Annotated in this window: 20 protein-coding genes; 8 read left to right on the top strand and 12 right to left on the bottom strand. The window is 62.3% G+C overall.

Annotation, left to right across the window (positions count from 1 at the left end; genetic code table 11):
- Window positions 1-224: 224 nt before the first annotated feature.
- Window positions 225-1,142, bottom strand: a complete 918-nt coding sequence (locus G3O00_RS12310) for an AraC family transcriptional regulator (RefSeq protein WP_206143086.1) — start codon at window positions 1,140-1,142, stop codon at window positions 225-227.
- A gap of 194 nt (window positions 1,143-1,336) precedes the next feature.
- Here G3O00_RS12310 and G3O00_RS12305 point away from each other — a divergent pair, with 194 nt between their 5' ends.
- Window positions 1,337-1,534: a hypothetical protein gene (locus G3O00_RS12305; protein ID WP_206143085.1), complete on the top strand. Its 198-nt coding sequence runs from the start codon at window positions 1,337-1,339 to the stop codon at window positions 1,532-1,534.
- Between the two features lie 64 nt (window positions 1,535-1,598).
- Here G3O00_RS12305 and G3O00_RS12300 read toward each other — a convergent pair whose 3' ends face one another.
- On the bottom strand, window positions 1,599-2,552 hold the full coding sequence (locus tag G3O00_RS12300) for a LysR family transcriptional regulator (protein WP_011356572.1): 954 nt from the start codon (window positions 2,550-2,552) through the stop codon (window positions 1,599-1,601).
- 101 nt (window positions 2,553-2,653) lie between these two features.
- Between G3O00_RS12300 and G3O00_RS12295 the strand changes: the two genes are divergently transcribed.
- The 3 genes from G3O00_RS12295 (at window position 2,654) to G3O00_RS12285 (ending at window position 6,572) form a co-directional block, all read left to right on the top strand.
- On the top strand, window positions 2,654-4,012 hold the full coding sequence (locus G3O00_RS12295) for an NAD(P)/FAD-dependent oxidoreductase (RefSeq protein WP_206143084.1): 1,359 nt from the start codon (window positions 2,654-2,656) through the stop codon (window positions 4,010-4,012).
- Between the two features lie 326 nt (window positions 4,013-4,338).
- A complete protein-coding gene (locus G3O00_RS12290) occupies window positions 4,339-4,773 on the top strand; it encodes a phosphatase (protein WP_043178987.1) in 435 nt (144 codons plus the stop codon).
- Between the two features lie 179 nt (window positions 4,774-4,952).
- On the top strand, window positions 4,953-6,572 hold the full coding sequence (locus G3O00_RS12285; protein WP_206143083.1) for a histidine-type phosphatase: 1,620 nt from the start codon (window positions 4,953-4,955) through the stop codon (window positions 6,570-6,572).
- A gap of 90 nt (window positions 6,573-6,662) precedes the next feature.
- On the opposite strand, the gene G3O00_RS12280 is transcribed toward G3O00_RS12285, so the two are convergent.
- The 3 genes from G3O00_RS12280 to G3O00_RS12270 all read right to left on the bottom strand — a co-directional run bounded on the left by G3O00_RS12280 (window position 6,663) and on the right by G3O00_RS12270 (window position 9,159).
- Window positions 6,663-7,193 (bottom strand): YcxB family protein, encoded by a 531-nt coding sequence (locus G3O00_RS12280; protein WP_206143082.1) that lies wholly within the window; start codon window positions 7,191-7,193, stop codon window positions 6,663-6,665.
- 229 nt (window positions 7,194-7,422) lie between these two features.
- Window positions 7,423-8,103 carry an alanyl-tRNA editing protein gene (locus G3O00_RS12275; protein WP_206143081.1) on the bottom strand — a complete coding sequence of 227 codons (681 nt, stop codon included), beginning with the start codon at window positions 8,101-8,103 and terminating at the stop codon, window positions 7,423-7,425.
- A 36-nt stretch (window positions 8,104-8,139) separates the two neighbouring features.
- A complete protein-coding gene (locus G3O00_RS12270; protein ID WP_206143100.1) occupies window positions 8,140-9,159 on the bottom strand; it encodes a sterol desaturase family protein in 1,020 nt (339 codons plus the stop codon).
- Window positions 9,160-9,253: 94 nt separating this feature from the next.
- On the opposite strand from G3O00_RS12270, the gene G3O00_RS12265 reads away from it, so the two are divergent.
- The gene (locus G3O00_RS12265) at window positions 9,254-10,300 is read left to right on the top strand and encodes an AraC family transcriptional regulator (protein WP_206143080.1); all 1,047 of its coding nucleotides are present in this window, start codon (window positions 9,254-9,256) and stop codon (window positions 10,298-10,300) included.
- A gap of 74 nt (window positions 10,301-10,374) precedes the next feature.
- A complete protein-coding gene (locus G3O00_RS12260) occupies window positions 10,375-10,680 on the top strand; it encodes a hypothetical protein (RefSeq protein WP_206143079.1) in 306 nt (101 codons plus the stop codon).
- Between the two features lie 35 nt (window positions 10,681-10,715).
- Here G3O00_RS12260 and G3O00_RS12255 read toward each other — a convergent pair whose 3' ends face one another.
- Window positions 10,716-11,012: a hypothetical protein gene (locus G3O00_RS12255; RefSeq protein ID WP_206143078.1), complete on the bottom strand. Its 297-nt coding sequence runs from the start codon at window positions 11,010-11,012 to the stop codon at window positions 10,716-10,718.
- A 492-nt stretch (window positions 11,013-11,504) separates the two neighbouring features.
- Between G3O00_RS12255 and G3O00_RS12250 the strand changes: the two genes are divergently transcribed.
- Window positions 11,505-13,073, top strand: a complete 1,569-nt coding sequence (locus G3O00_RS12250; protein WP_241025096.1) for an EAL domain-containing protein — start codon at window positions 11,505-11,507, stop codon at window positions 13,071-13,073.
- Between the two features lie 145 nt (window positions 13,074-13,218).
- Here the strand turns inward: G3O00_RS12250 and G3O00_RS12245 are convergent, their stop codons facing one another.
- Window positions 13,219-13,593 carry a nuclear transport factor 2 family protein gene (locus G3O00_RS12245; protein ID WP_206143077.1) on the bottom strand — a complete coding sequence of 125 codons (375 nt, stop codon included), beginning with the start codon at window positions 13,591-13,593 and terminating at the stop codon, window positions 13,219-13,221.
- 103 nt (window positions 13,594-13,696) lie between these two features.
- Between G3O00_RS12245 and G3O00_RS12240 the strand changes: the two genes are divergently transcribed.
- The gene (locus tag G3O00_RS12240; RefSeq protein ID WP_206143076.1) at window positions 13,697-14,683 is read left to right on the top strand and encodes a LysR family transcriptional regulator; all 987 of its coding nucleotides are present in this window, start codon (window positions 13,697-13,699) and stop codon (window positions 14,681-14,683) included.
- A 184-nt stretch (window positions 14,684-14,867) separates the two neighbouring features.
- Here the strand turns inward: G3O00_RS12240 and G3O00_RS12235 are convergent, their stop codons facing one another.
- The 5 genes from G3O00_RS12235 to G3O00_RS12215 form a co-directional block, all read right to left on the bottom strand.
- Complete coding sequence (locus G3O00_RS12235; RefSeq protein WP_206143101.1) at window positions 14,868-15,785, bottom strand: hypothetical protein; 918 nt, start codon at window positions 15,783-15,785, stop codon at window positions 14,868-14,870.
- A 25-nt stretch (window positions 15,786-15,810) separates the two neighbouring features.
- Window positions 15,811-16,848, bottom strand: coding sequence for a sel1 repeat family protein (locus tag G3O00_RS12230; protein WP_206143075.1), 1,038 nt, complete (start codon window positions 16,846-16,848; stop codon window positions 15,811-15,813).
- 138 nt (window positions 16,849-16,986) lie between these two features.
- A complete protein-coding gene (locus G3O00_RS12225) occupies window positions 16,987-18,159 on the bottom strand; it encodes a sel1 repeat family protein (RefSeq protein ID WP_346778967.1) in 1,173 nt (390 codons plus the stop codon).
- A gap of 141 nt (window positions 18,160-18,300) precedes the next feature.
- Window positions 18,301-19,611, bottom strand: coding sequence for a sel1 repeat family protein (locus G3O00_RS12220; protein ID WP_174929867.1), 1,311 nt, complete (start codon window positions 19,609-19,611; stop codon window positions 18,301-18,303).
- Window positions 19,612-19,614: 3 nt separating this feature from the next.
- Window positions 19,615-21,630, bottom strand: a complete 2,016-nt coding sequence (locus G3O00_RS12215) for a phosphatidylserine/phosphatidylglycerophosphate/cardiolipin synthase family protein (RefSeq protein WP_206143074.1) — start codon at window positions 21,628-21,630, stop codon at window positions 19,615-19,617.
- Window position 21,631 lies beyond the last annotated feature (1 nt).

The raw sequence follows: 21,631 nt of genomic DNA, 5'->3' as shown, positions 1-21,631 counted from the left end.
GCTGCCTCGCCAGTCGCTTCGAATCTGACGCTCTACCGACGACGAGCAACGGCACACCCTCGATCGATGCGTCGCTCACGCTCAATGCGTTGCGCGTCAGCAGGCTCGCCGATGAGGCGCTTTCCGGATGAGGGCGCGCGCGACAATTGTCCAGCAGCCTGCTGGAGAGAATCGCCCCGGAATCTAACGCGACAACTCACATCCTCCGCGATGCCATCACTTCGCTACGCCCCGCTCCCGCTGCCCTCACCGTCATACGCGAGCCGCAGCCCACCCCGCCCCCCCGACCGCGCAATCTCGGTCGGCGTCGCCCCCAGCACGCGATTCATCCAGTTCGCCATGTGGCTCTGGTGTGCGAACCCGGCTTCGAGCGCGATCTGGCTGATGCTGAGCCGGCCTTCGAGCAGCAACGCCTTCGCGCGCTCGACCCGGCGCCGCACGACGTACTGGTGCACCGGCATCCCGAGCGTTTCGCGGAACAGCACCTTGAAATGCGGCACGCTGATCGACACGAGCGCCGCGAGTTCGGCCAGCGTCATGCGCCGGTCGAGGTTCGCTTCGACATAGTCGATCACGCGCGCGGCCGCCTTCGGCGCGAGCGTGCGGCGGCGCTCGCGGAACGCCGGCTGGCCATCGACCAGCCGCGCGACGAGCGCGGTGCACAGGCTTTCCGCATAGAGCGGATCCGACGCGTCTTCCGCTTCGAGTTCGGCGGCCATCGCCCATGCGATGTGCTGCAGGCGCGGGTCACGCACCTGCAGCCGGCGGCGGATCTGCCCCTGCGACGGCTTCAGTTCGAGCTGTTCGACGGTCCGCCGCACGAACGTGTCGCTGAGCGCGATATGGAGGATCTGGCAGTCGGCGCTGTCGGTCCACTGGCCGGGCAGGCCCGCCGGAATCACGTCGACGTCGCCATGCGCCTGGATGCGCGACACGCGCTCGCCGTCGCACACGCAATCCGCGCGAACGGGCGACCCGATATGCACGCCGATCCGGTGATGCTCGGCCGCCGGAATCCGGTAGGTGCCCGCGCGGATTTCCAGCAGCGACGCGCCGAAGCCCTGCCAGCCAAGCCCGCGGCTCGAGCGCAGGCTGACCGGGACGCCGTTGTCCGTCGGCGCCGCGAGAATCGCATCGCTCATGGCCTTCCTCCAGTCGATGGGGATGTCGAACGCGCATTGTGACGCGTTTTCGGACCGTCTGCCGGGCCGGCCGGTGGCCCGCCCGGGTCGAGCAGAAAAAGATCATCCGTTTCTGCTCAGGGCCATCCTTGCGTGTGCGCCGGCGAGCGCCGCGCCGCTTACGATGGCCTCATCCGACACCTACGGAGACCGTCATGCCCCATCAGTGCCTTGTGCAACGCACCGCGCTCACCGCGCCGTCGCCCGCCACCACCCACCCTTCATCCGGCCCCCGCTCCCGCAGCAATCGCACCACGTTCGCCGCCTGGTGCCTGCGCATCGTCGGCTGGTACCGGCTCGAACGGCTGCTCGCGTCGATCCCCGACAGCAACGACGACTTCGGGCTCGTCTGACCGGCCACGCGGCGGCGTCGCCCGACTCATTGCGCCACCTACTTGCACCACCTACTTGCGCCACCTACTTGCGCCGCCGTTCATGCGGCGCCACCGTCGCGCCGTCGATCACCGGTGCGCCCTGCTTGATCAGGAAGTCGCGGAACAGCCCCGTGACCTGCGAAATCCGCCGGTCGGCGAGCGTGACCACATACCATTCCCGCTCGATCGGGTTGCCGGGGAACGGCAGTTGCCCGAGCAGCCCGGTGCGCAGTTCGAGTGCACACGCGTGCAACGACAGGAACGCAACGCCGAGCCCGGCTTCGGCCATCTGCTTGATGGCCTCGTTGCTCGACAGTTCGGAGCCCACATGGAACCGGTAACCCCCGTTCTTGAACAGGCTCTCGACGGTCGAGCGTGTACCCGCGCCGCGTTCGCGCACAAGCAGGTGCGCGGATTCGAGATCCTTCAGCGCGACACGCTTGCGCTGCATCAGCGGATGGCCGGGCGCCGCGACGAACACCATCGGATGCTTCGCGAACTCGACCGCGTGCGTGCGCAGTTCCTTCGGCGCGCTGCCCATCACCGCGAGATCGATTTCATGCGTCGCGAGCATGCGGATGATGTCGTCGCGATTTCCAACCTTGAAATAAGTCTTCACATGCGGACGCGTCGCGGTGAATTTCACGAGCAGCGGCGGAATCAGGTACTCGGCCGTCGTGATCGCGCCGATTCGCAACGTACCGCCGAGATCGCCCGTCAGCGCTGCCACTTCGTCACCGGCCTCGCTCCACAGATGCAGGATCTCGCGCGCGTAGCGCGACACGATCTCGCCGGCCGCGGTCAGCTGCACGCCGCGCCCCACCCGCTGCAGCAGCGCGGCGCCCACCGCCTCCTCGAGCAGGCGAACCTGCAGCGACACGGCGGGCTGCGTCAGGTTCAGTTCCTCGGCCGCCCGCGACACGCTGCCGAGCCGCGCAATCATGTCCAGCGCCTTCAGCTGCCGGAACGTCGCGGTCTTTCCTATAAGTGAATACATATGAGTCGCTTATAAACATTAAATTGTTCGTGTGGGTTCGAAACTATATCGTCGGTTCTTGAGCAATGTCATCCGAATCGTCATTAAAGCGGGAGCCCAACATGGACAACACCACGCCCAACCTTGCAACGGACCGCGCATCGCGCCTGCCGCGCATCGTGATCGTCGGCGGCGGCGCCGGCGGCCTGCACCTCGCCACGCGTCTCGGCGATACGGTCGGACGCCGCGGGCAAGCCGAAGTCGTGCTCGTCGACCGCTACCCCACGCACTTCTGGAAGCCGCTGCTGCACGAAGCCGCCTCGGGCCATCGCGACCCGGCATCGCACACGATCGAATACGCGGCGCAAGCGAAGCGCCACGGTTTCCGCTTCGTGCAGGGCGCGCTGCAACAGGTCGACCGCACGGCACGCACCGCAACGATCGCGGCCGTGCAGGACGCGGACGGCACGGAAATCCTGCCGCAGCGCGAGCTCGACTATGACGATCTCGTGCTCGCCGTCGGCAGCGTGACCAACTTCTTCAATGTGCCGGGTGCGGCGCGCCACGCGCTGCCGCTCGAAAACCTCGACCAGGCCGAGGATTTCCGGCGGAAGTTTCTCGCGGCCTGCACGAAGGCGAATCACCTGGCCGAGCAGCAGCCCGCGCGGCGCGCGGCGCCGATCTGCATCAACGTGATCGGTGCGGGCGCGACGGGCGTCGAGCTGGCAGCGGCATTGCGGGATTCGATCCAGCAGTTGACGACGTACCGCTTCAAGGCGCTGGTGTCCGCACGCGACGTGCACATCCGGCTGATCGAAGGCGGCCCGCGCATCCTGCCGGCGCTCGACGAGCGGCTGTCCGGCAAGATGCACGCGCAGCTTCGCGCGCTGAACGTCGACGTGCTGACCGATACCCGCGTCGCGGAAGTCGGCGCGGATGCCGTGACGACCTCGACCGGCGAACGGCTCGCGAGCGACATCACAATCTGGGCGGCCGGCGTGGCAGGCCCCGCGTTCCTGCGGCAGATCGGCGACATCGCGCTCAACCGTTCGAACCAGGTGATCGTGACCGATACGCTGCAGACGCCGGACGATCCGCACGTGTATGCGTTCGGCGACTGCGCCGCCTGCCCGACGGCCGGTGCAAACGGGTTCCTGCCGCCGCGCGCGCAGGTCGCGTATCAGCAGGCCGTGTACCTGGTCAACGCGTTCGCGCGGCGCGTCGCCGGCAAGCCGGTGGCCGGCTTCACGTTCCGCGATGCGGGCACCGTCGTGTCGCTCGGGCATGCGGGCGCCGTGTACCAGGCCGACATCAGCGTGCGTTCACGCTCGCTGATCGTCGACGGGCTTGCGGCGATCGGGCTGTACAAGTTCCTGTATCGCAAGCACCTGTTCAGCGTGGTCGGCGTGAAGCGTGCGCTGTTCCAGTCGCTGAGCCACTGGCTGCAAAGCCGCAACCAGCCGTCGATCAAGCTGCACTGATCGCGCCGGTTCACACGCGCCATCGCAAGACGGCATATCGGGCGTGCTTCGCTCGATATGCCGTTTTTTCATATGCACATGTGCGGTGCATTCAACGTGTGCGCGAATCTGGTGCATCACATCGAAGGCCGTCGATACGATGCGATGCGCGCGGAACAGGCCGTACGACACGCATCCCGCGCCCACATTGGCTCGCCACCCCATTCATTAGTCAAATCGTATGGGTCGGATATAAATATTAATTGGTCGCGATTTCGGGATCGACGCTAAGGTGTGTGGCATTCCCGTCGGCGAACGGATCATCACGTCTCTGAAGAGGAATTACCGTGGTTATCGAAGCCATCGTCACCCGTCTCGACGCAGCATTCGCGCAAATCGAAGCAACACCGGATTCGCATGAATCGCGCCATCAACGCGACGCGATCATCCAGTGGCTCGACCGAGCATCGGAAGAAGGATATCGACTCGGTCTCGTCACGACGCTGCCGGCCGCACGGCTCAGCGACATGTTCGAAGGCCAGTTCGGCCGCGCGAATCTCGACCGCTTCTCGGTCGTCGTCACGGACGCCAATCAGCAGGACTCCGGATCAAACCAGCATCCTTTCGACGTCGCGCTGCAGGCACTCGGCGTGCCGCCCGAACGCGCGGTGGCGATTGCGAGCAGCGAACCGGAGCGGCGCGAAGCCGAGCATTTCGGCCTGTCGCGCTGCGTGAACATCACCGACACCGTGCGCTCGATCGCATCGGCCGGCCTGCACTGAACGCCGGCACACGGGCCGGCAGTGGCCGGCCGGCCTCGATCCGGCGGCAATCCGACGATTGCCCGACCGAATCCTGACATTCTACTGTCAAAGTCGCTTGCAACACTTCCGGGCTTGACCGATCTCTCCCGGAGACGGGACGACGCGATCCTGCATCGTCCCGCCCGTTGCACGCCACGATGACACGCCCGATCCGCACCGCCACCGCCCTCGTCGTTTCCTGCCTGCTGCTCGCCGCTTGCGGCGGCGACGACTCGACACCGCCCGCGGCTTCTGCCGACAACAGCGGCTCGACGCCCGCACCGCAGCCGCAGCCTCAGCCCAAGCCGACACCCGCGACCTACTACCAGACGAAGACGCCGTACCGCCCGCAGCAGGATGCCGCGACGTACGAAGCGCCGCCCGCCGGCTACGCGCCCGTCTATACCGAACTCGTCGCGCGCCACGGCTCGCGCGGGCTGTCTGGCTTCAAGTACGACGGCGCGATCTACGCGATGCTGGTCAAGGCCGAGGCCGACGGCGCACTGACCGCGCTCGGCGCGCAGCTCAAGGCCGACACGTACGCGATGATGAAGGCCAATGCGCTGCTCGGCTATGGCGTGGCGGGCATCTCGACGCCCGGGTACGGCAACCTCACGCAAACCGGCATCCGCGAACACCAGCAGCTCGCCGCACGTCTCGCGCAGCGGCTGCCCGCCCTGTTCGCGGCCGGCAACCGGCAGGTCGTCGTCGTCAACTCGGGCCAGGATCGCGCGGTCGACAGCTCGACGTATTTCTCCGCGTCGCTCGTGGCCGCGCAGCCGGCGCTGGCCACGGCGATCACGCTGCCCGCCGCGCCGTCCGGCTATCCCGCGAACGCGCCGGTCGCGCAGCCGGCCGGCACTAATCGCTTCCTGCTGTATTTCCACTCGCTGAAGCCGGCCACCGATCTCGTGACCGATACGGGCAATCCGTACTACGCGACCTACCAGGCGAGCCAGGCATACCAGGCCTATGCGAGCGACGCGACGGTGGCCGCGAAGCTCAACGCAATCAAGGCCGCGCCGCAGGCGGCCGACGTCGCGCAGACGGTGCTGTCCGCGCTCGTGTCGCAGGCATTCGTCGCGAAGCTCGGCACCAACGGCTACACGTTCGCGAACACGGGCACCTATGCGTTCACGTCGGCGGACGGCAAGTTCACCAACACGCTGAAGGGCGACGGCAAGACGAAGATCGCGACGGCCGTCGATGCAGTGAACGTGCTGTACAACCTGCTGCAGGTCGCGCCAGCGATGACGGCGGAAACCGGCGGCGTCACGATGGAGAAGTACATCGGCGCGGAGCAGGCGCAGTATCTCGCGTATCTGCAGGATGCCGAGGACTACTACCAGAAGGGGCCCGGCATCCAGGAAGCGAACCCCGTCACGTACCGGATGGCGAAGGTGCTGCAGGACGATTTCTTCGGCGAAGTCGACGCGATCGCGCGCGGCGACCTGACCCGCGCCGCGAAGCTGCGCTTCACGCACGCGGAGATCGTGATTCCGTTCGCGTCGATCATGAACCTGAAGAACGTGTTCGTGCCGACGCCGCAGGCGCAGACCTACACGTATGCGAACAACCCGTGGCGCGGCGATCAGGTGTCGCCGATGGCCGCGAACATGCAGTGGGATGTCTATCGCAACGGCTCGCGCCTCATCGTGAAGATGCTGTACAACGAGCGCGAAACGGATTTCCAGGCCGCGTGCGACGGCGCGAAGATCGCGCCGGGCAGCCACTTCTATGACTACGCGGGGTTGAAGCAGTGTTACGGGTATCAATGAGGTGAGGCGGCACGCGCATCCCGTGCCGTGCCCGGTTCGACACCCGGGCGCAGCACCGCGTCCGCGTGTCGACGTGCGCGTGGCTGCCCGTCAGATCTTGCGGACGCCGTTCCGGACCAGCGTCTGGTGCAGGAGAGCCACCTGCGACTCCGCCAGCACCCGCTTCGGTATGAGGCGGAACATCACCCCCGACTGATAAAGCAGGATCACGTCTCGATCCTCGCTCCAGTGAATGAGATCGGCAAAGCGAAGTTCCTCGCGTGAGGTCGGGGATTCGACGATGAAGCATTCGCTGCGCCAGTCGACTGTGTGCGGCTGATGGAGTGCCTTTTGCTGGCTGTAGATCTTGCGAGCGGCACGACGCAACATCAGATGGCCGACCAGCGGCACGCCGATCGTGACCACCGCCGCGATTCCCGCGATCCACCAGACATTGCGCCAGTCCAGCCAGGCGCCGTTAACCACCCGGAAACCGCCGAAAAAAAGCACGACGTACACGATCACGATGATCGCAAACGACTTGAGCAGATATTTCCAGTTGTATCTGCGCCAAAGGTTCAGGCGGTAAGCGTGGACCAGGTCTTCCACGGTCAATTGAAATACGATCTCGGTATCGCTCATGCGCGGGCTCGGAATGTTCGCTGTTGTTATGCTTGCGCGGGAAGTTTCACCGCGAGCGCCGCGACCCGAATAGCGGGCGATGCGTGCGCAGCGTGACCTGCAAACGGAGCCACGCGAAATCGCTGGCCATTCGATGCATGGATCGCCAATATACATGCGCAGAACACAGGCTTTGCCGAATCGCGTATCGGCGACGGCGTTCAGCCTTTCGAGCGTGCCCGTCCGAGGATCACGCAACCTGCCCGGCCCGATGCCCGCCGGCCATCTCCGGCTCGACCAGCATCACCTCGATCCGCTCCTTGCCCTTACCGGTATTCCTGCGCTTGAGCGTCAGCATGCCGATCTCGCCGGTCGACGCCGGATGCGTGCCGCCGCACGCCATCGTCGCGAAGCCATCGACCGTCCAGAACCTGCGTTGCGCGTCGACATCGCTGAAGTCGGTCACGATGCGCAGGTCGCGCTTCGACAGATCGGCCGCGGCCGATTCGATCTCGGGAAACAGCGGCGCCACGCTCGTGTCGCTCGCGAAGTCGATGCGCGCCTTGTCCTGTCCGATATGCGCACCGATGCGCTCGATGCCGGGCCTGAGCCGATAGACCAGCTGCAGCACCATTTCTGCCGCGAAATGCAGACGCATCAGCCGGTACCGCCGTGCCCAGTCGATGCGCCAGGTCACGCGATCGCCGACGCTCAGCGCATGATCGTGCGGCAGCGTATAGACGATGTCGAGGCCCTGCTTGTCGGCCTGGATGACCGGATAGCCGCCCAGTGATCCCGCGTCGCTTTCCTGCCCGCCCGAAAACGCAAAGAAGATGGTTTCGTCCACCTGCACGCGGTCGCCGTCGACGTGGCTGACGACGGTATCCAGCGTGGTCCGGTAGGGATCGTCCCAGAATACTTTCTTCGTCATTGCCTGCCGTGCCTTTCGCCGAGGAAAACGTGCAGGTTAGCCGGATCGCGTCCCCGTGGCTTGTACGATCTTGCGCCCTTGCGCTGGCGCCCCCTCGTCAGGCATGGCACGCGATGCTGCCGCGGCGTCCTCCTCGCCCTTGCGCTCGACACTCCACGTATGAATCGGTCGATGCCCCGGCCGCTCCCATTCCGGCGGCATCCACAGGTGTTTCAGCCGTTGCACGACGGGACCGGGTGCGAACACGTCGCGCCACATGTCGACGAATTCATGCAGGTTCAACACCAGGAAGTTGTACGAACGAATCTGCTGCGTGATCCCGTAGTCGACCGGCTCCGTCTCCTCGACATACGTGCCGAACAGGCGATCGAAGATGATCAGCACGCCGCCGTAGTTCCTGTCGATGTAACGCGGATTGCGGCCGTGATGCGCGCGATGGTTCGACGGCGTGTCGAACACGTACTCGAACCAGCGCGGCAACCGTTCGATCGCTTCGGTATGCACGAAGTACTGGTATGCGAGATCGACCGCGAGCAGGAACAACACGACCGCGGGCGGGATGCCGAGCCACACCGGCGGCAGGTAGAACACGAACACGCCGACGAACGCGTTCAGCAGCGACTGCCGCATCGCCGTCGTGAAGTTCATCACTTCGCCGCTGTGATGCGGCACGTGCGCGGCCCAGAACCAGCGCACGCGGTGTGACGTGCGATGAAACCAGTAGTAGCAGAATTCCACGACGACGAAGATCGGCACGATCGTGAGGCCGTTCACCGGCACGTCGAACAGGCGGTGCCGATACACCCACGCGAAAATCGCGCCCGTGAACAGCAGCCCCATCACGGTCTCGGCCACCTGATAACCCGCGCCGAGCGACAGGTTCGCGACGATCTCCTTCCAGCGAAACGGCTCGCGGCGGCCGCGCCCGGTCATCACCGCGTATTCGATCGCGAACGCGATCAGGAAGACCGGCGTCATGCCGATCAGCAGCACCTGCTTCCAGTCCACGTCGTTACCCAGGAACGCATGGAGCCACGTCATCAACTCGGTCGGCATGTTCGCGGCCTCGATCAAGAACTGACCGGCAGTATGGTCGCGCACGGGTCGACCCGCGTTGACACTTGCCGACGATTACTTGACACTTTCCGCCATGCCCGCCGCCTCCCCGCTATCGACGCAGCGCGTCTACTACTCGAGCACCTACGTGCGGCTGCTGTTCGACTATCTGTCCGAGCAGGGCAAGGATGCCGCGCGTGTCCTCGGCGAGGCGAGGCCACCCGAGGACGATCGCGGGCTCACGCTGTACGCGAGCGCGCACTGGCGGCGCCTGCTCGAATGCGCGGTGCGCGCGCTCGACGATCCGCTGCTCGGCCTGCATGTCGGCCAGCGCATCACGCCCGCTCATCTCGGTGCGCTTGGCTATGCGTTGCATGCCTGTCGCGATGCCGGCGCCGCACTCGCACGCTGGCAGCAATACGAACACCTGATCGCGAACGTCGCGCGCATGGAAGTGCGGGTCGAGGCGACATCGGTCTCGATCGAATGGCACGACGCGCCCGAGCCGCTCGGCCCGCTCGTCGACGAAGTGGCGCTCACGGCCATCGTCCAGTTCGCGCGCAATATCACCGGCACGCGTCACGGGCCCGACGAGGTCTGCTTCATGCACCCGTCACCCGCCGACGAACAGCCGTACGTCGACTATTTCGGCTGCCCGGTGCGGTTCGGCCAGCCGGTGAACCGCCTCGCGTTCCCGTTGCACCTGCTCACGCAGCCGCTGCGCCAACCGGATGATGCGCTGCTGCAGATGATGGAACGCCAGGCCAGTGTGCTGCTTGCCGAGTTGCGGCAGACGGACGATCTCGAACAGTCGGTGCGCGAAGCCGTTGCGCGCCTGCTGACGCAGGGCGAAGCGAGCATCGAGCAGATTGCTGCGGACCTGCATGTATCGTCGCGCACGCTGCATCGTCGGCTTGCCGAACTCGGGCTCAACTTCCGGATACTGCGCGAGGACACGCGACGGCGGCTCGCGATCGACCACCTGAACGATCCGCGGCTGACACTCGCGGAGGTCGCGTGGCTGCTCGGCTATTCCGAACACAGCGCATTTACGCGCGCCTTTCGGCGCTGGACCGGCGAATCGCCGCAGCAGTGGCGCAGCCGGCAACCTGCGCGGGCCGCGAACGTCGTGCGCGGCTGAGCGCAGCGCGCATGCGTGCCGTCGACGAACTCGCCTCCGCGCGCGCGGTCGAACGAGCATCGCCGGAGAATCCCATGAAACGCATTGCGATTGCCGCTGTCCTGACCCTGCTGGCCGCCGTCAGCTTGCCGGCCGCCGCCGGTGCACCATCCGGCAGCGCCGAGCCGGCTCCCGTTCAAGCGCACGCAAAAAACTGCGTGCCGTCCCGCGACGCCACACACGACACCCGCTCGCCATCGAAGGCGCCGCCGATCCGCGTATGCGTCAGCGATTCCAATACGCAGTTGAACCTGCCGTGGTTCCTGACCGATGTGCTCACCGCAGTGGACACGCACCAGTCGGGCGGTGACCTGCTGCGCAAGATGCGCAACGATTTCTGAATCGCGGCCCGTGCGACGCGCCGGCACCGTATCGTTCACTCACCTTCAGACGCCTGCAGCACCTGTATGAACGTGCCGACCATGCCGGCCCACATCGCAGGGTCCGCAATGCTGCGCAACAGCACGAGCAATTCCTTTCGCTCACCTTTCGAAAGCGGCCCATGTGCGCCGCTGATGGTGTTGTAGCGCGGCGTCCCGCGTGAAGCGAGCGCGCGGTCGAGCGCGTAATTGCGGGCCTGCCCGTTCACGTCGATCCGGATCCACAGCGAACCGCCATCGGCCGCGGCTGCACCATCGGTCACGATGACCGTGGGCACGGTATTTTCTGCCATCCCGAAGCTCCGGCGAGACGCGCGACCGACTCGCGCGGCGACCGATCACCGGCCGCCGGCAGGTCGACGAAGACAGCATCCCGAAAGAATGTTTCCTGTCGAGACACAATGACAAAATTACACCAATAGTTGAATAACAATATTTCGTAATCTCTCTTCACATCTTATACTTGCCGCGCACCATCCTCGTGCCAAAGAGACGGTGTTTTTAGTCCCGGCCGCAAGACCATGCGGCCGGGGTTTTTTTCGGTGTGCTACGTCAATATACATGCGCCGTATGCACATGTTTATAGAGGCAAGCCTCCGAAATAAATGGCCGATTGCAACGGGGCTGCCGCATATACCCGTCGCGACCGTAGAATCGATCGCATCGCCGCGATACCGGCGCGCACAACGCATCGCCCGACCCTGGCATGACGCGTGCGCGCCGTTCGTGTGCCGACCGGTTCGACTTGCCTCTCTCTGCAAACAACACCAAAGGCGACCGCGGGAATGTCGGCGTTCACGCCAGGCTCGAAGGCAGTTTTCCAGCACAGCGGTGCGTGGCCGCGAATCGTCTTTTTCGTTGCCGTAATCGTTTGCGTGCTCGTGCCGGCATGCGCGCTCGTGCTTGCCGACCGCTACGCGCGCGACACCGTCACCGAGCATGAACACGTGGTCGCGACCGACATCGCAGCCTCGGTGGACCGCATCCTCGACGGTGCGCGCCTGCGGCATGTGGACGAACTGACCGCGCTCGTCGGGCGGCCGTGCGCAACGGTCTTCCGGACGCTCGCCGAGATCGGCACGCGGCTGCGCTACCTGCGCGCCGTTGCGCTGGTGCACGACGGCCGCGTCATGTGCTCGTCGGCGCTGGGGGCGATCGACTTGCCGCTCGGCGCGTACACCCACGAGCCGGAACCGGGATCGACGCTCGTCACGCTGCTGCGCCAGACGCCGTTCCAGCAGGGCATCCCGGTACTGCCCGTGTTCTATGCCACCGCGCCCGGCGCGGGTGTGCTCTACCTGATCGAAGGCGACTACGTGGCCGACGCGCTCGCACACGGCGCCCGCTACGGGACGGAAACCGCGACGCTGTCGATCGCCGGGTCGGGCCATCTCGATCAACATGGGAAGTTTTCACCGGAGTCGGCCACGGAACCCACCGGCGGAAGCACGATCGTGTCGCCCCGCTGGCCGTTCACGGTGCGGGTGGCCGCCTCCACGCACTATGCGTCGCAGATCCGGCAGCACTATCGGCTGATCGGCATCACGATCGTGCTGCTGGCGGACGGCCTCGTGATGGCAGCCTACCTGCTGGCGATGGCACCGCGCCGGCTGCTGCTGAAGGCCGTGCGCAACGCGCTCAGGCGCGACGAGCTCCATGTCGTGTACCAGCCGATCGTCGATGTCGAGACGCGCCGGACCGTCGGCGTCGAGGCGCTGCTGCGCTGGCAGCATCCCAAGTGGGGGGCCATCAGCCCGGCCGTGTTCATCCCGCAGGTTGAGTCGAGTGCGGTATTGCCGAAAGTGACCGAATTCGTGCTGCGGACAGCCGTGTCGGAATTGTCCGCGCTGACGCCATCCGTGCCGCTGCGCATCGCCATCAACATCGCGCCGAAGGATCTCGAGCGCACGCGGTTCGTGTCCGTCGTCGAGGAGGCGATCCGCGCGCTGCCGCCGGGCTTTACGCTGGTGCTCGAAGTGACCGAGCGCATCCTGCTCGAGAAGAACGCGCGGACCACCGCGATCTTCCATGCGCTGCGCGCAAAAGGCGCGAAGTTCGCGATCGACGATTTCGGCACGCATCACAGCAATCTCGACTTGCTGTCGCGCTTTCCGTTCGACTACGTGAAGATCGATCGCCAGTTCGTGTCGCAACTGAACGGCGGGAATGCCGGGTTGATCGAAGGGATCGCGTCCGTGGCGCATCACTACGACCTGAAGATCATCGCGGAAGGTGTGGAGACCGAAGTGCAGCATCGCGCGCTGCATACGGTCGGGATTCAGTATGCGCAGGGCTACCTGTATCAGCGGCCGCAGCGGGTGGAGCATTTGAAGCAGGATGTTGCGTGGGTGTAGGCGTAGCGGGCGGTGTCGCCGGCGCATCCGCGCCGACGGCTACCGTGCGCCGTATTGACCGTCTTTTTTCGTTCGTCGGCGTTTGCGTGCATGCTGTCGCGCACTCACGAATCCGGACATTGATGCGCATCCGCCGAGCAGCACTTCAGTCGAACGTACGCACTATCGCGGATGCCTTGGTAGCGATCAGCCAGCTTCCCTCGATCTTATGCATGACGAAGTGATCGTTGAACAGCCTGCTTCCGATCCGCACCCGCACCGTCGCCGTTGAAAGGCCGTCCGAGACATGCGCCATCGAGAGGATCGCCTCATCTCTGGGCGCGCCAGTCGATCGGGGACTCTGCCTGCCGTTGATCAGCGCCGCATACTCCTGCGACGACAGGGTGCGCAACTGGCCTTCATCCACCCACTGAATCAAGCAGCTCGGGTGAAAGATCGTGTCGAAGTCACGGCTCTTCGGCTCATAAGCCAAATTGAAATAATCGTCGATCAAAGCGGTGACGGCTTGGGTCTGGGTCATGGCTGGCTTTCCTCGATAGTGAACGGCTCGTATAGTGAGCGCTCCTCTCCGCCTTCGGCTACGGCGATCCGGTTATCGCTGCCATTACAGGAACACATGGATCATGGAAGACCTCGATGGAGGGCTCGTCGGCGGCTTGCTCGTTCTGGCAGCCATCGCCGAATCCGGGAGCTTCGGCCGTGCTGCATCTCGTCTCGGCAAAACCCAGCCGGCGGTCAGTCGCGCTATCCAGCGACTGGAGGACCGCCTGCGCGCGAAGCTCGTGCATCGCACCAGCCGGCACGTCGAAGTGACGGACGCCGGCCACGCGCTGCTGTCCAAGGTGCTGCCGTTACTCCAGGGGATTGAAGAAGCGACCGCCGGCGCCTCTCACCAGACCTCGATCGTCAACGGAACGCTTCGTGTGGCGTGCGATGCCGTGTTCGCCCGCCTGGTGCTCGCGCCGGAGCTGGCCCAGTTCATGAAGGATCACCCTGCGCTTCACGTGAAGCTGGAGACCCGGAACGACCTCTCGGACCTGATCAGCGACGGCTTCGATCTCGCCATCCGATTCGGACCGCCAACCGTTTCAACCCTGGTCTGCCGCAGGCTGTACAGTCCGCGGGTCCTGACCGTGGCCGCACCGTCGTACCTGGAGCAACGCGGTCGGCCGACGTCGCCGCAGGATCTGGTCGACGATGGCCATGAATGCATCCTGGCCATCGATCCGGCTACCGGCAGACCCTTCGATTGGGAGTTCTGGCGTGGCAGCGAGAAAGTGAAGGTGGCAGTCGGCGGGAAGCTGATGGTCACGGATGCGGGAACCAAGATCGGTGCCTGCCTTGCAGGCTACGGGATCGCGCAGATAATCGACCTCGGGATCGACACCCACCTGCGGGCGGGTGCGCTGGAGCCGGTTCTGACGGACTGGTGCGACGAGACGTTCCCGCTTTACGTCTACTATCCCAGCCGGAATCACGTGCCGGCCAAGGTGAGAGCGTTCATCGACTTTGTTGTCGGCATGATGCCCGGGCTGCGGTCGAAAGGTGATGATGCCGCCGCTGGCCGGCAGCCATCAGCGGCGGTGCTTGAAACGTTGCGTCGCGAGTAGCCTGCTTCTTTCCGTCGCGGGCGCTTGCGCCCGCCCGAAGCCGTTCCCGTCGTGCGACCTCGAATACGTGTCGCAGGCACTGCTCGTCGAAGGCAAGTCGATCGACAACCCGTGCCAACCAATCGACGAGTTCCAGTTCCTCTTCGATCACGACGAGCCCGTACTCGCGCGCTACCACCTGAAGCTACGGCGACGGCATGCCCTGCGGCGTTTCGACCGTGTCGCGGCTCACGGACGCGTAGAACACGCGGAACCACACCCAACAAGCCACAAAGACACCGCCAAGAACAACGATCGCCATCATTCCGGACAACACGCGCGCCCTCAGCATGCCGCCAAGCAACTGCACCGCGAAATAGAACACCATCGAGGTGGATGCCATCGCCGCAAGCGACGCGCCCAGCAGACGCCAGCCGTGCAGTCGCACGAGATCGCGAGGCAGGCCGAGTCGCGCTCCCGCAAAGACCAATGCTGCGGGAACGGCAACCGCGCCAACGTAGCCGAACATCATGCGCGCAAGGTCGTCGTCAAAATAGTCGAGCAACATCGGCACCGTCGTCGTCATCAAGAGCAGACATACGCTGGCGAACAGCCACGCCGCGAGACCGGCAATGGACCGCGCTGCGCGATCTCGCGGCGCCTCGGGTAACGCATCGTTGCGAAACATGCGCGTGACGAGCCACCATGCGAACCAGGCCACGCATGCATAAAGGGCAGCGCTCACCGGCGCGATGAGATTCACGATGGCCGTCAGATGGGTGCCGTTGCCGACCAGACTCAGCACCACCGCCTGGATGATGAATATCTGTGCGATCTGCCAGACCAGCAGGCACAACGCATAGCTCGCGAGCAGCCTCGCTGGGCGACGGAATGCAAGCTGATCGCGATGCTCCCCGTGCCATCGAACAATCAGATAAACCAGGCCGGTTCGAAACACCAGGTTCTGGATGTAACTGGCCAGTTGGAAAGCCAGCATCTGCGGGTTTAGCGAGAACTTCGTCATCTGCACGAAGAGGCCGGACAGAAACAGCACCGTGATGATGAACGCTGCGATGAGTGCCGCCGCGCCGGGTAGCGAGACGGGCCGGGTGGGTGAATTCATGCGGACTCCGGGGTCGATGAGGTAATCAGCCGTGCGGTGCCGGGCTTCCGGGAAGCGGTAGTCCCGTCGCGGGGTCGAGATGCCTGGCTTTTGCCAATTCGTTGATGAGTTCGTCCGAGGGCTTCGGGGGCGGTGTGGCGGCGTCTTGATCCTTTTGCCATTGGAATGTGCCGTTCCACGCCGGGAGCTTTGCAGGCGGCAATGGAACGATCTTGTCCAAGTCGGAGACCTTGGGATTACGGCCGTCATTGGCTCGAAGAAATTTTCCGATAACGTTGTATCGGTGAACACGCTCAGGATCGGCGTGAACGTCAAGATTGCTTACGGGGTCGTTCCCACCATTTGCATCAAACGCGCTCTCAAGTATAAGTGCCGATTGACTGCTTCCTGCCGCGACGCTCATTTGAAATGCCTTGGCAGCACCACTGAATTCTTTGTCGGTCTGCAAGCTCACGCCAAGGTAGTTCGCCGCCTCGGCATGACCCTGCTCCGCTGCACATTGAAACATCTGGCGAGCGATGTCGGGCGCAGCATCGGCCGGATCAAGCAAGTTCGCAACGTAATATTGAGCATCGGCGTTGCCCAGATCAGCCGCTTTACGAATGTACCGGCGTGCGGCGTCTTCATCATGCTGGAGGCCATAGCCGTTCAGCAGGTAGTGGCCAATATCGTAATAGCCGCTAGCGACACCCGCCGCGATCAACTGCTCTGCAAGGTCCACACTCTCCTTCCCCGCGTCAGGTGACGACGCAGCCCCGGACGAAATCAGAATTTGTAGATTGTGATTGGCCTTGTAATGCCCGAGCGCTGCTGCAATCCGGTAGTAGCGAGCGACGTCGTTGAAATCTTTCTGCCCGTCTTTCTTCTCAAGATACCGGCCGTATTGAAACAATTTATCCGCCTCCGGATCGACAGGGGGCAGATGATCGACCTCGTGCACGCAGGTGAAGGCTAGATTCAGACGTACCGCGCTCACATCAGGTAACGGATTCGCGGCATTTTCGCTCTTCGAGCAAGCTGCCAGCAGACACGAAATCAGGAGGACGATACGCGTTCTACGCATGACTGATCTAGCCTGTTTCGCGTGACTTCAATCGCTCGAGCGATTGGCCACGCAGCGTTGGTGAATGAGTCGATCAAGCCTGATCAAGGTATGCCACAAGTTCCCACGAAACCCGTTCGACGCGTTGACGTGTTCCCATCATGCTGTCGAGTACCACCAATTTTCTCGATTCATACACGACGATGGACGGCAATACGTCGCCCTTGAGAAACCGGCGCTGTGTATCGGCAATCTGAGCCGTTCCGAGTTTCGCGCACCATACGCCGTCTTCCTGGCAGGTTCGCCGATGTGTGCAACCGTCCCCAACGGCAGGCGGGATGCGACGCTCTCCGGTTGATCGGTCAGTGAGGTCTTGTCCGTCGATCCCGGAAGCGGTAGCCCCGTCGCGGGATCGAGGTGCTTGGCTTTCGCCATCTCGTTGACGAATTCGTCCGAGGGCTTCTGCGGCGGAGTGGCGGCATCCTGCTCCTTTTGCCACTGGAACGTGCCATCCCATGGGGGCAGCTTCGCGGGTGGCAGCGGAACGATTTTGTCGAGGTCGGGAACCTTGGGGTTGCGACCATCGTTGGCGTTGAGAAACTTGCCAATCAAATCGTAGCGTCGCGAACGCTCCGGATCGCTCTGCAATTCAAGATAGTCAAGTTGATTCGACTTCGGCGGCCCCTTGAATCCGTCTCGCAGGAACGACGCCGACATGGCATCGCCTGCACTCACCCCTTTCTGGAAAGTCGTCACAGCGTCCAGGTAAAGCCCGCCGGTCTTTTGATCGACACCCAGCAAGTTTGCCGCCTGGCCGAATCCCTGATGGGCCGCACACGCCAGCATTTGCCTCGCAATATCAGGCGCTTTGTCATTGGGCAGCAGCAGGTCGCCTAGATGGAACTGCGCTTCCGGATTACCCAAATCGGCCGCTTTGCGGAAATTCTGCAGTGCACCTTCCGCATCCTGCTTCAAGCCATAGCCAGTCTCAAGATAGTGCCCGATATCGTAGTAACCGCCCGGGATTCCTTGCTTGACCAGTTTCATGCCAAGGTCGACGACCTCGGTCCCAGCATCCGGCGAATCCGCCAATCCTTGCGAAATGAGCGATTGCAGGTTTTGGTTCGCTCTGTAGTGGTCGTGCGCCGCGGCGATCCGGTAGTAGCGGGCTATATCGTTGAAGTCCTTGGGACCATCTTTTTTTTCCAGATACCGTGCGTAACGGAACAGGTTATCGGCCTGCGGATCGAGAGGTGGCAAATGATCCGCTTCATGCACGCAAGTGAAGGCAAGGTTCTGACGCACAGCACCCGCATCAGGCGGCAAATTCATCGCCTTTTCGCTCTTCGAGCAACCTGTGAGCAGACACGTAACGAGCAGGACAACAGGCGTTCTACGCATGATCAATCGAGCTTGCTTGCGTGGCCGTCATCGCGCGAGCGATTGGCCACGCAGCATTGTTGAATGAGTCGATCAAGCCTGATCAAGGTACGCAACGAGTTCCCATGCAACTTGTTCGACGTGCTGGCGCGTACCCATCATGCTGTCGAGTACCGCCAGCTTTCTCGGTTCATGCACGACGACGGACGGCAACGCGTCTCCCTTGAGAAATCGACGCTGCGTGTCGCCAACCTGGCCGGTAACAAGTTTCGCGCACCATACGCCGTCTTCCGGACAAGGTTGGCCAGTGTGTGCGACCGTACCCAACGGCACGCGGGATGCGACGTTTTCAGGTTGCTCGACCTGTGACGTCTTGTCTACCGATCCCGGAAGCGGCAACCCCGTCGCGGGATCAAGGTGCTTGGCTTTCGCCATCTCGTTGATGAATTCGTCCGAGGGCTTCTGCGGCGGAGTGGCGACATCCTGCTCCTTTTGCCACTGGAACGTGCCGTCCCATGGCGGAAGCTTTGCGGGTGGCAGCGGAACGATCTTGTCGAGGTCGGGAACCTTGGGATTCCTGGTTTCGTTGTCGGTCAGAAATTTCCAGATTGCTTCGTAGCGCTTGGTTCGCTCGGGATCGTTCTCGAGGCCGAGATAATTTAGACGATCGGATGGCGGCGGACCTTTAAAACCATTACTCAAAATTGCGGCGGACATAGCGTCCCCCGCTCGAGTGCCAGATTGAAATGTCTTAACGGCCTCATTCTGATTTTCATTATTCTTCTGATCTATTCCTAACGTCCCCGCAGCACTCCCATATCCTTGGTCCATTGCACATTTCAACATCTGCCGAGCGATATCGGGAGCCCGATCATGTGGTGCAAGCTGCTCGGCGACGTAGGCTTGTGCCTCAGGACTTCCCATGTCGGCCGCCTTCCTGAAATACCGCAAAGCCATCTCGGCATCCTGCTTCAATCCGTATCCGACTTCGAGATAGTGCCCGATGTCGTAATAGCCGCCAGGAACACCATCGTCGATCAATTTTTTTGCCAATCCGACGGTCTCTTTTGCTCCATCCGGTGAATTGGCCAACCCTTGCGAAATCAGCTTCTGCGCATTGTTGTTGGCCTTGTAGTGACCATACGCTGCAGCTATCCGATAGTATCGAGCAATTTCATTGAAATCCTTTGGCCCATCTATTTTCTGCAAATATCGACCGTATTGAAACAACCGATCAGCCTGCGGATCCAGTGGCGGAAGGTGCTTGACCTCATGGGCGCATGTGAATGCGAGATTGGCCCGCACGGCCGACATATCGGGTAGGTTCGATTCCACTGAGTCTTCCTTATGGGTGCAAGCGCACACCAACAACACGACCGCATAAATCACAAGTGACTTTCTCATCTTTCAGTCTATGTAGGTGCGTTTGTCTGACGTGCGCATGAAACGAACAATCGAAGCACATGGCGATTTTCCTCCGTCATTCTTTAAGCTATCGTTATTCTTTATCATTATTTCCCATTGAATGTACGCCTTCTCCGGATCATCCTGTGCACCCTCCTTATTTGTATGCAGGCTCCACAACTGCTGGCGTAGCCTCTTGGTCACGTCACCATTCTCGTGACAAATATTGAGTTCGCTATCCGCTTCCATGCTACGTGTGTTGATGTTTGCCGAACCCAGTGTCGTAAACACATCGTCGATCGTCATCAATTTTGCATGAACATAGACGGGCACCCAGTTGCCCGGCGGGGAATCCGGAGCCACGAGCGTACAGACATGAACCTTGAGGCCCTCGTATTCCTTGTTGAGAACAGGCTGCGGTGCACTCTTCATTTGCGATGCAATCGATTCCCGTTGCTGTTTCAATTGTTCGATTCTCGCCTTCGCATCGGCAACCCGCTTTGCCGAGTCGGGCGAGTCGACGACGCCTTGCACTTCGAACGCCCCAAGCAACGCCTGGTTTGCCTGCGACTGCTGATCCACAACCGCCGCCATCTGACTCTTCAAATCGACCTGGCGAGCGTCCTCTTGCTCCAACGTCGCGACACCCGGAATGCTCTGCGCCTTCCCCAACGCGTTCAGCATCCGGTAAGTATTGACGGTCCCGTTTCCGACTGCCTCTTCACCTGAATTCGTGATGGCAAACAGATACAGCGGGCCATTCTTGGTGACGTTGCGTCCCCAATGGACATGCTTGCCAGCGATCTCTTGGATTGCATTCGCAAGCGGCGGCCATCGGAAATATTGATTCTGGATAAAGATGTGCTGCGTTGCGTTGTTCACCGCTTGCAGATAAAGCTTCTCGATGTCGCGTCGCCCCTTCTGGGACTGTGTGCGCACGATCTGGGCCATCATCGGCGTATCACCGCCTGGAGCGTATCGAACCTTGAGGCGATCCTTAAGACCGTCCCGTGCCTTGCCAAGGCCTTGGCCGGTGGCATCGTCCCATGCCTGGCAGAAGTTCGCATTAAGATGCTGCAATACTGGGCCGGTCACATAGCTGGAGATGTCCTGCCACGGGCTTGGACCATTTCGCCCGGTCGAAGGCGTCTTTGGCTTGTAACTGTGATCATCCGTATCCCAGTACTGATCGAGCATGTTATGCCCCATCACGAAGCCGACGGCATTCTCCGGGTCCTCATAATCGACAAGCACCATCTTTTGATGGTGTGTCGGAATTCCGGCACCCATGCCAACACTGTTCATCGCCTTCGTCTCGAGGTCACGGCCCTTGTCTTTCCCATGCCAGAAAGTACGCCATGCAATCTCCGCCCGATTGGTGGGACTGAAACCCCGAGTGGCGAAGTCGATATTCTTTAGCGCGTGGTCTTTGTAGTACAGCGCACGTGCTTTTTCATAGGCCAGTTTCGCCATGGGCTTCAGGGGTGACACGGGCGACAGTAGTGAAACGCTTGTTACATTATTCAGGTCAGCGCGCCAATACCATTCCGCGTCGAATTTTCTTTCTTCATCAGTTTGATAGTCACGGGACAACATCGTGCTCCGGCGATAGGTGTCGTCAGAGATATGTTGCTTCAACCCGGTCACCACATCGTAGCCCGGCATGTTGTTCTCACTCAATTCGGTGAGGTACAACGGGTCCCGCCAACACAGCAATCGGATCTTGACGCCTTTCTGCCCTTTCTGCTCGAGCAGTTCTCCGATCCGAAGTGATTTACCGTCGCGCTTGAAATACATGGACGGCTGAAACCCCCAGCAAATGATGTCGATGGTGTGCTGTGCTTTCATGAGCACATCATAAAGCGTCTCAAATGCCTCCTTACCGTTTACCAAGGGTCTGAATGTCGCTTGCTTCGCCGCGTATTCGGTAAATTGCAGAAACCATGGCAACGTCGCCGTCGCGTTCGACGTGTGATTCAGAGCCAGCGGCGTAGTGAAGGTATTGTTCGGCATTGCCATG

It is taken from the genome of Burkholderia sp. Ac-20384, from assembly GCF_017104605.1.
GTDB classification, from domain to species: domain Bacteria; phylum Pseudomonadota; class Gammaproteobacteria; order Burkholderiales; family Burkholderiaceae; genus Burkholderia; species Burkholderia lata.
This window is presented reverse-complemented; position numbering and strand designations above follow the sequence as displayed.

Coding starts and splice junctions, on each gene's coding strand:
- G3O00_RS12310 (WP_206143086.1), bottom strand. CDS start 1,142: ATGAGCGATGCGATTCTCGCGGCGCCGACGGACAACGGCGTCCCGGTC.
- G3O00_RS12305 (WP_206143085.1), top strand. CDS start 1,337: ATGCCCCATCAGTGCCTTGTGCAACGCACCGCGCTCACCGCGCCGTCG.
- G3O00_RS12300 (WP_011356572.1), bottom strand. CDS start 2,552: ATGTATTCACTTATAGGAAAGACCGCGACGTTCCGGCAGCTGAAGGCG.
- G3O00_RS12295 (WP_206143084.1), top strand. CDS start 2,654: ATGGACAACACCACGCCCAACCTTGCAACGGACCGCGCATCGCGCCTG.
- G3O00_RS12285 (WP_206143083.1), top strand. CDS start 4,953: ATGACACGCCCGATCCGCACCGCCACCGCCCTCGTCGTTTCCTGCCTG.
- G3O00_RS12280 (WP_206143082.1), bottom strand. CDS start 7,193: ATGAGCGATACCGAGATCGTATTTCAATTGACCGTGGAAGACCTGGTC.
- G3O00_RS12275 (WP_206143081.1), bottom strand. CDS start 8,103: ATGACGAAGAAAGTATTCTGGGACGATCCCTACCGGACCACGCTGGAT.
- G3O00_RS12270 (WP_206143100.1), bottom strand. CDS start 9,159: ATGCCGACCGAGTTGATGACGTGGCTCCATGCGTTCCTGGGTAACGAC.
- G3O00_RS12265 (WP_206143080.1), top strand. CDS start 9,254: ATGCCCGCCGCCTCCCCGCTATCGACGCAGCGCGTCTACTACTCGAGC.
- G3O00_RS12260 (WP_206143079.1), top strand. CDS start 10,375: ATGAAACGCATTGCGATTGCCGCTGTCCTGACCCTGCTGGCCGCCGTC.
- G3O00_RS12255 (WP_206143078.1), bottom strand. CDS start 11,012: ATGGCAGAAAATACCGTGCCCACGGTCATCGTGACCGATGGTGCAGCC.
- G3O00_RS12250 (WP_241025096.1), top strand. CDS start 11,505: ATGTCGGCGTTCACGCCAGGCTCGAAGGCAGTTTTCCAGCACAGCGGT.
- G3O00_RS12245 (WP_206143077.1), bottom strand. CDS start 13,593: ATGACCCAGACCCAAGCCGTCACCGCTTTGATCGACGATTATTTCAAT.
- G3O00_RS12240 (WP_206143076.1), top strand. CDS start 13,697: ATGGAAGACCTCGATGGAGGGCTCGTCGGCGGCTTGCTCGTTCTGGCA.
- G3O00_RS12235 (WP_206143101.1), bottom strand. CDS start 15,785: ATGAATTCACCCACCCGGCCCGTCTCGCTACCCGGCGCGGCGGCACTC.
- G3O00_RS12230 (WP_206143075.1), bottom strand. CDS start 16,848: ATGCGTAGAACGCGTATCGTCCTCCTGATTTCGTGTCTGCTGGCAGCT.
- G3O00_RS12225 (WP_346778967.1), bottom strand. CDS start 18,159: ATGAATTTGCCGCCTGATGCGGGTGCTGTGCGTCAGAACCTTGCCTTC.
- G3O00_RS12220 (WP_174929867.1), bottom strand. CDS start 19,611: ATGAGAAAGTCACTTGTGATTTATGCGGTCGTGTTGTTGGTGTGCGCT.
- G3O00_RS12215 (WP_206143074.1), bottom strand. CDS start 21,630: ATGGCAATGCCGAACAATACCTTCACTACGCCGCTGGCTCTGAATCAC.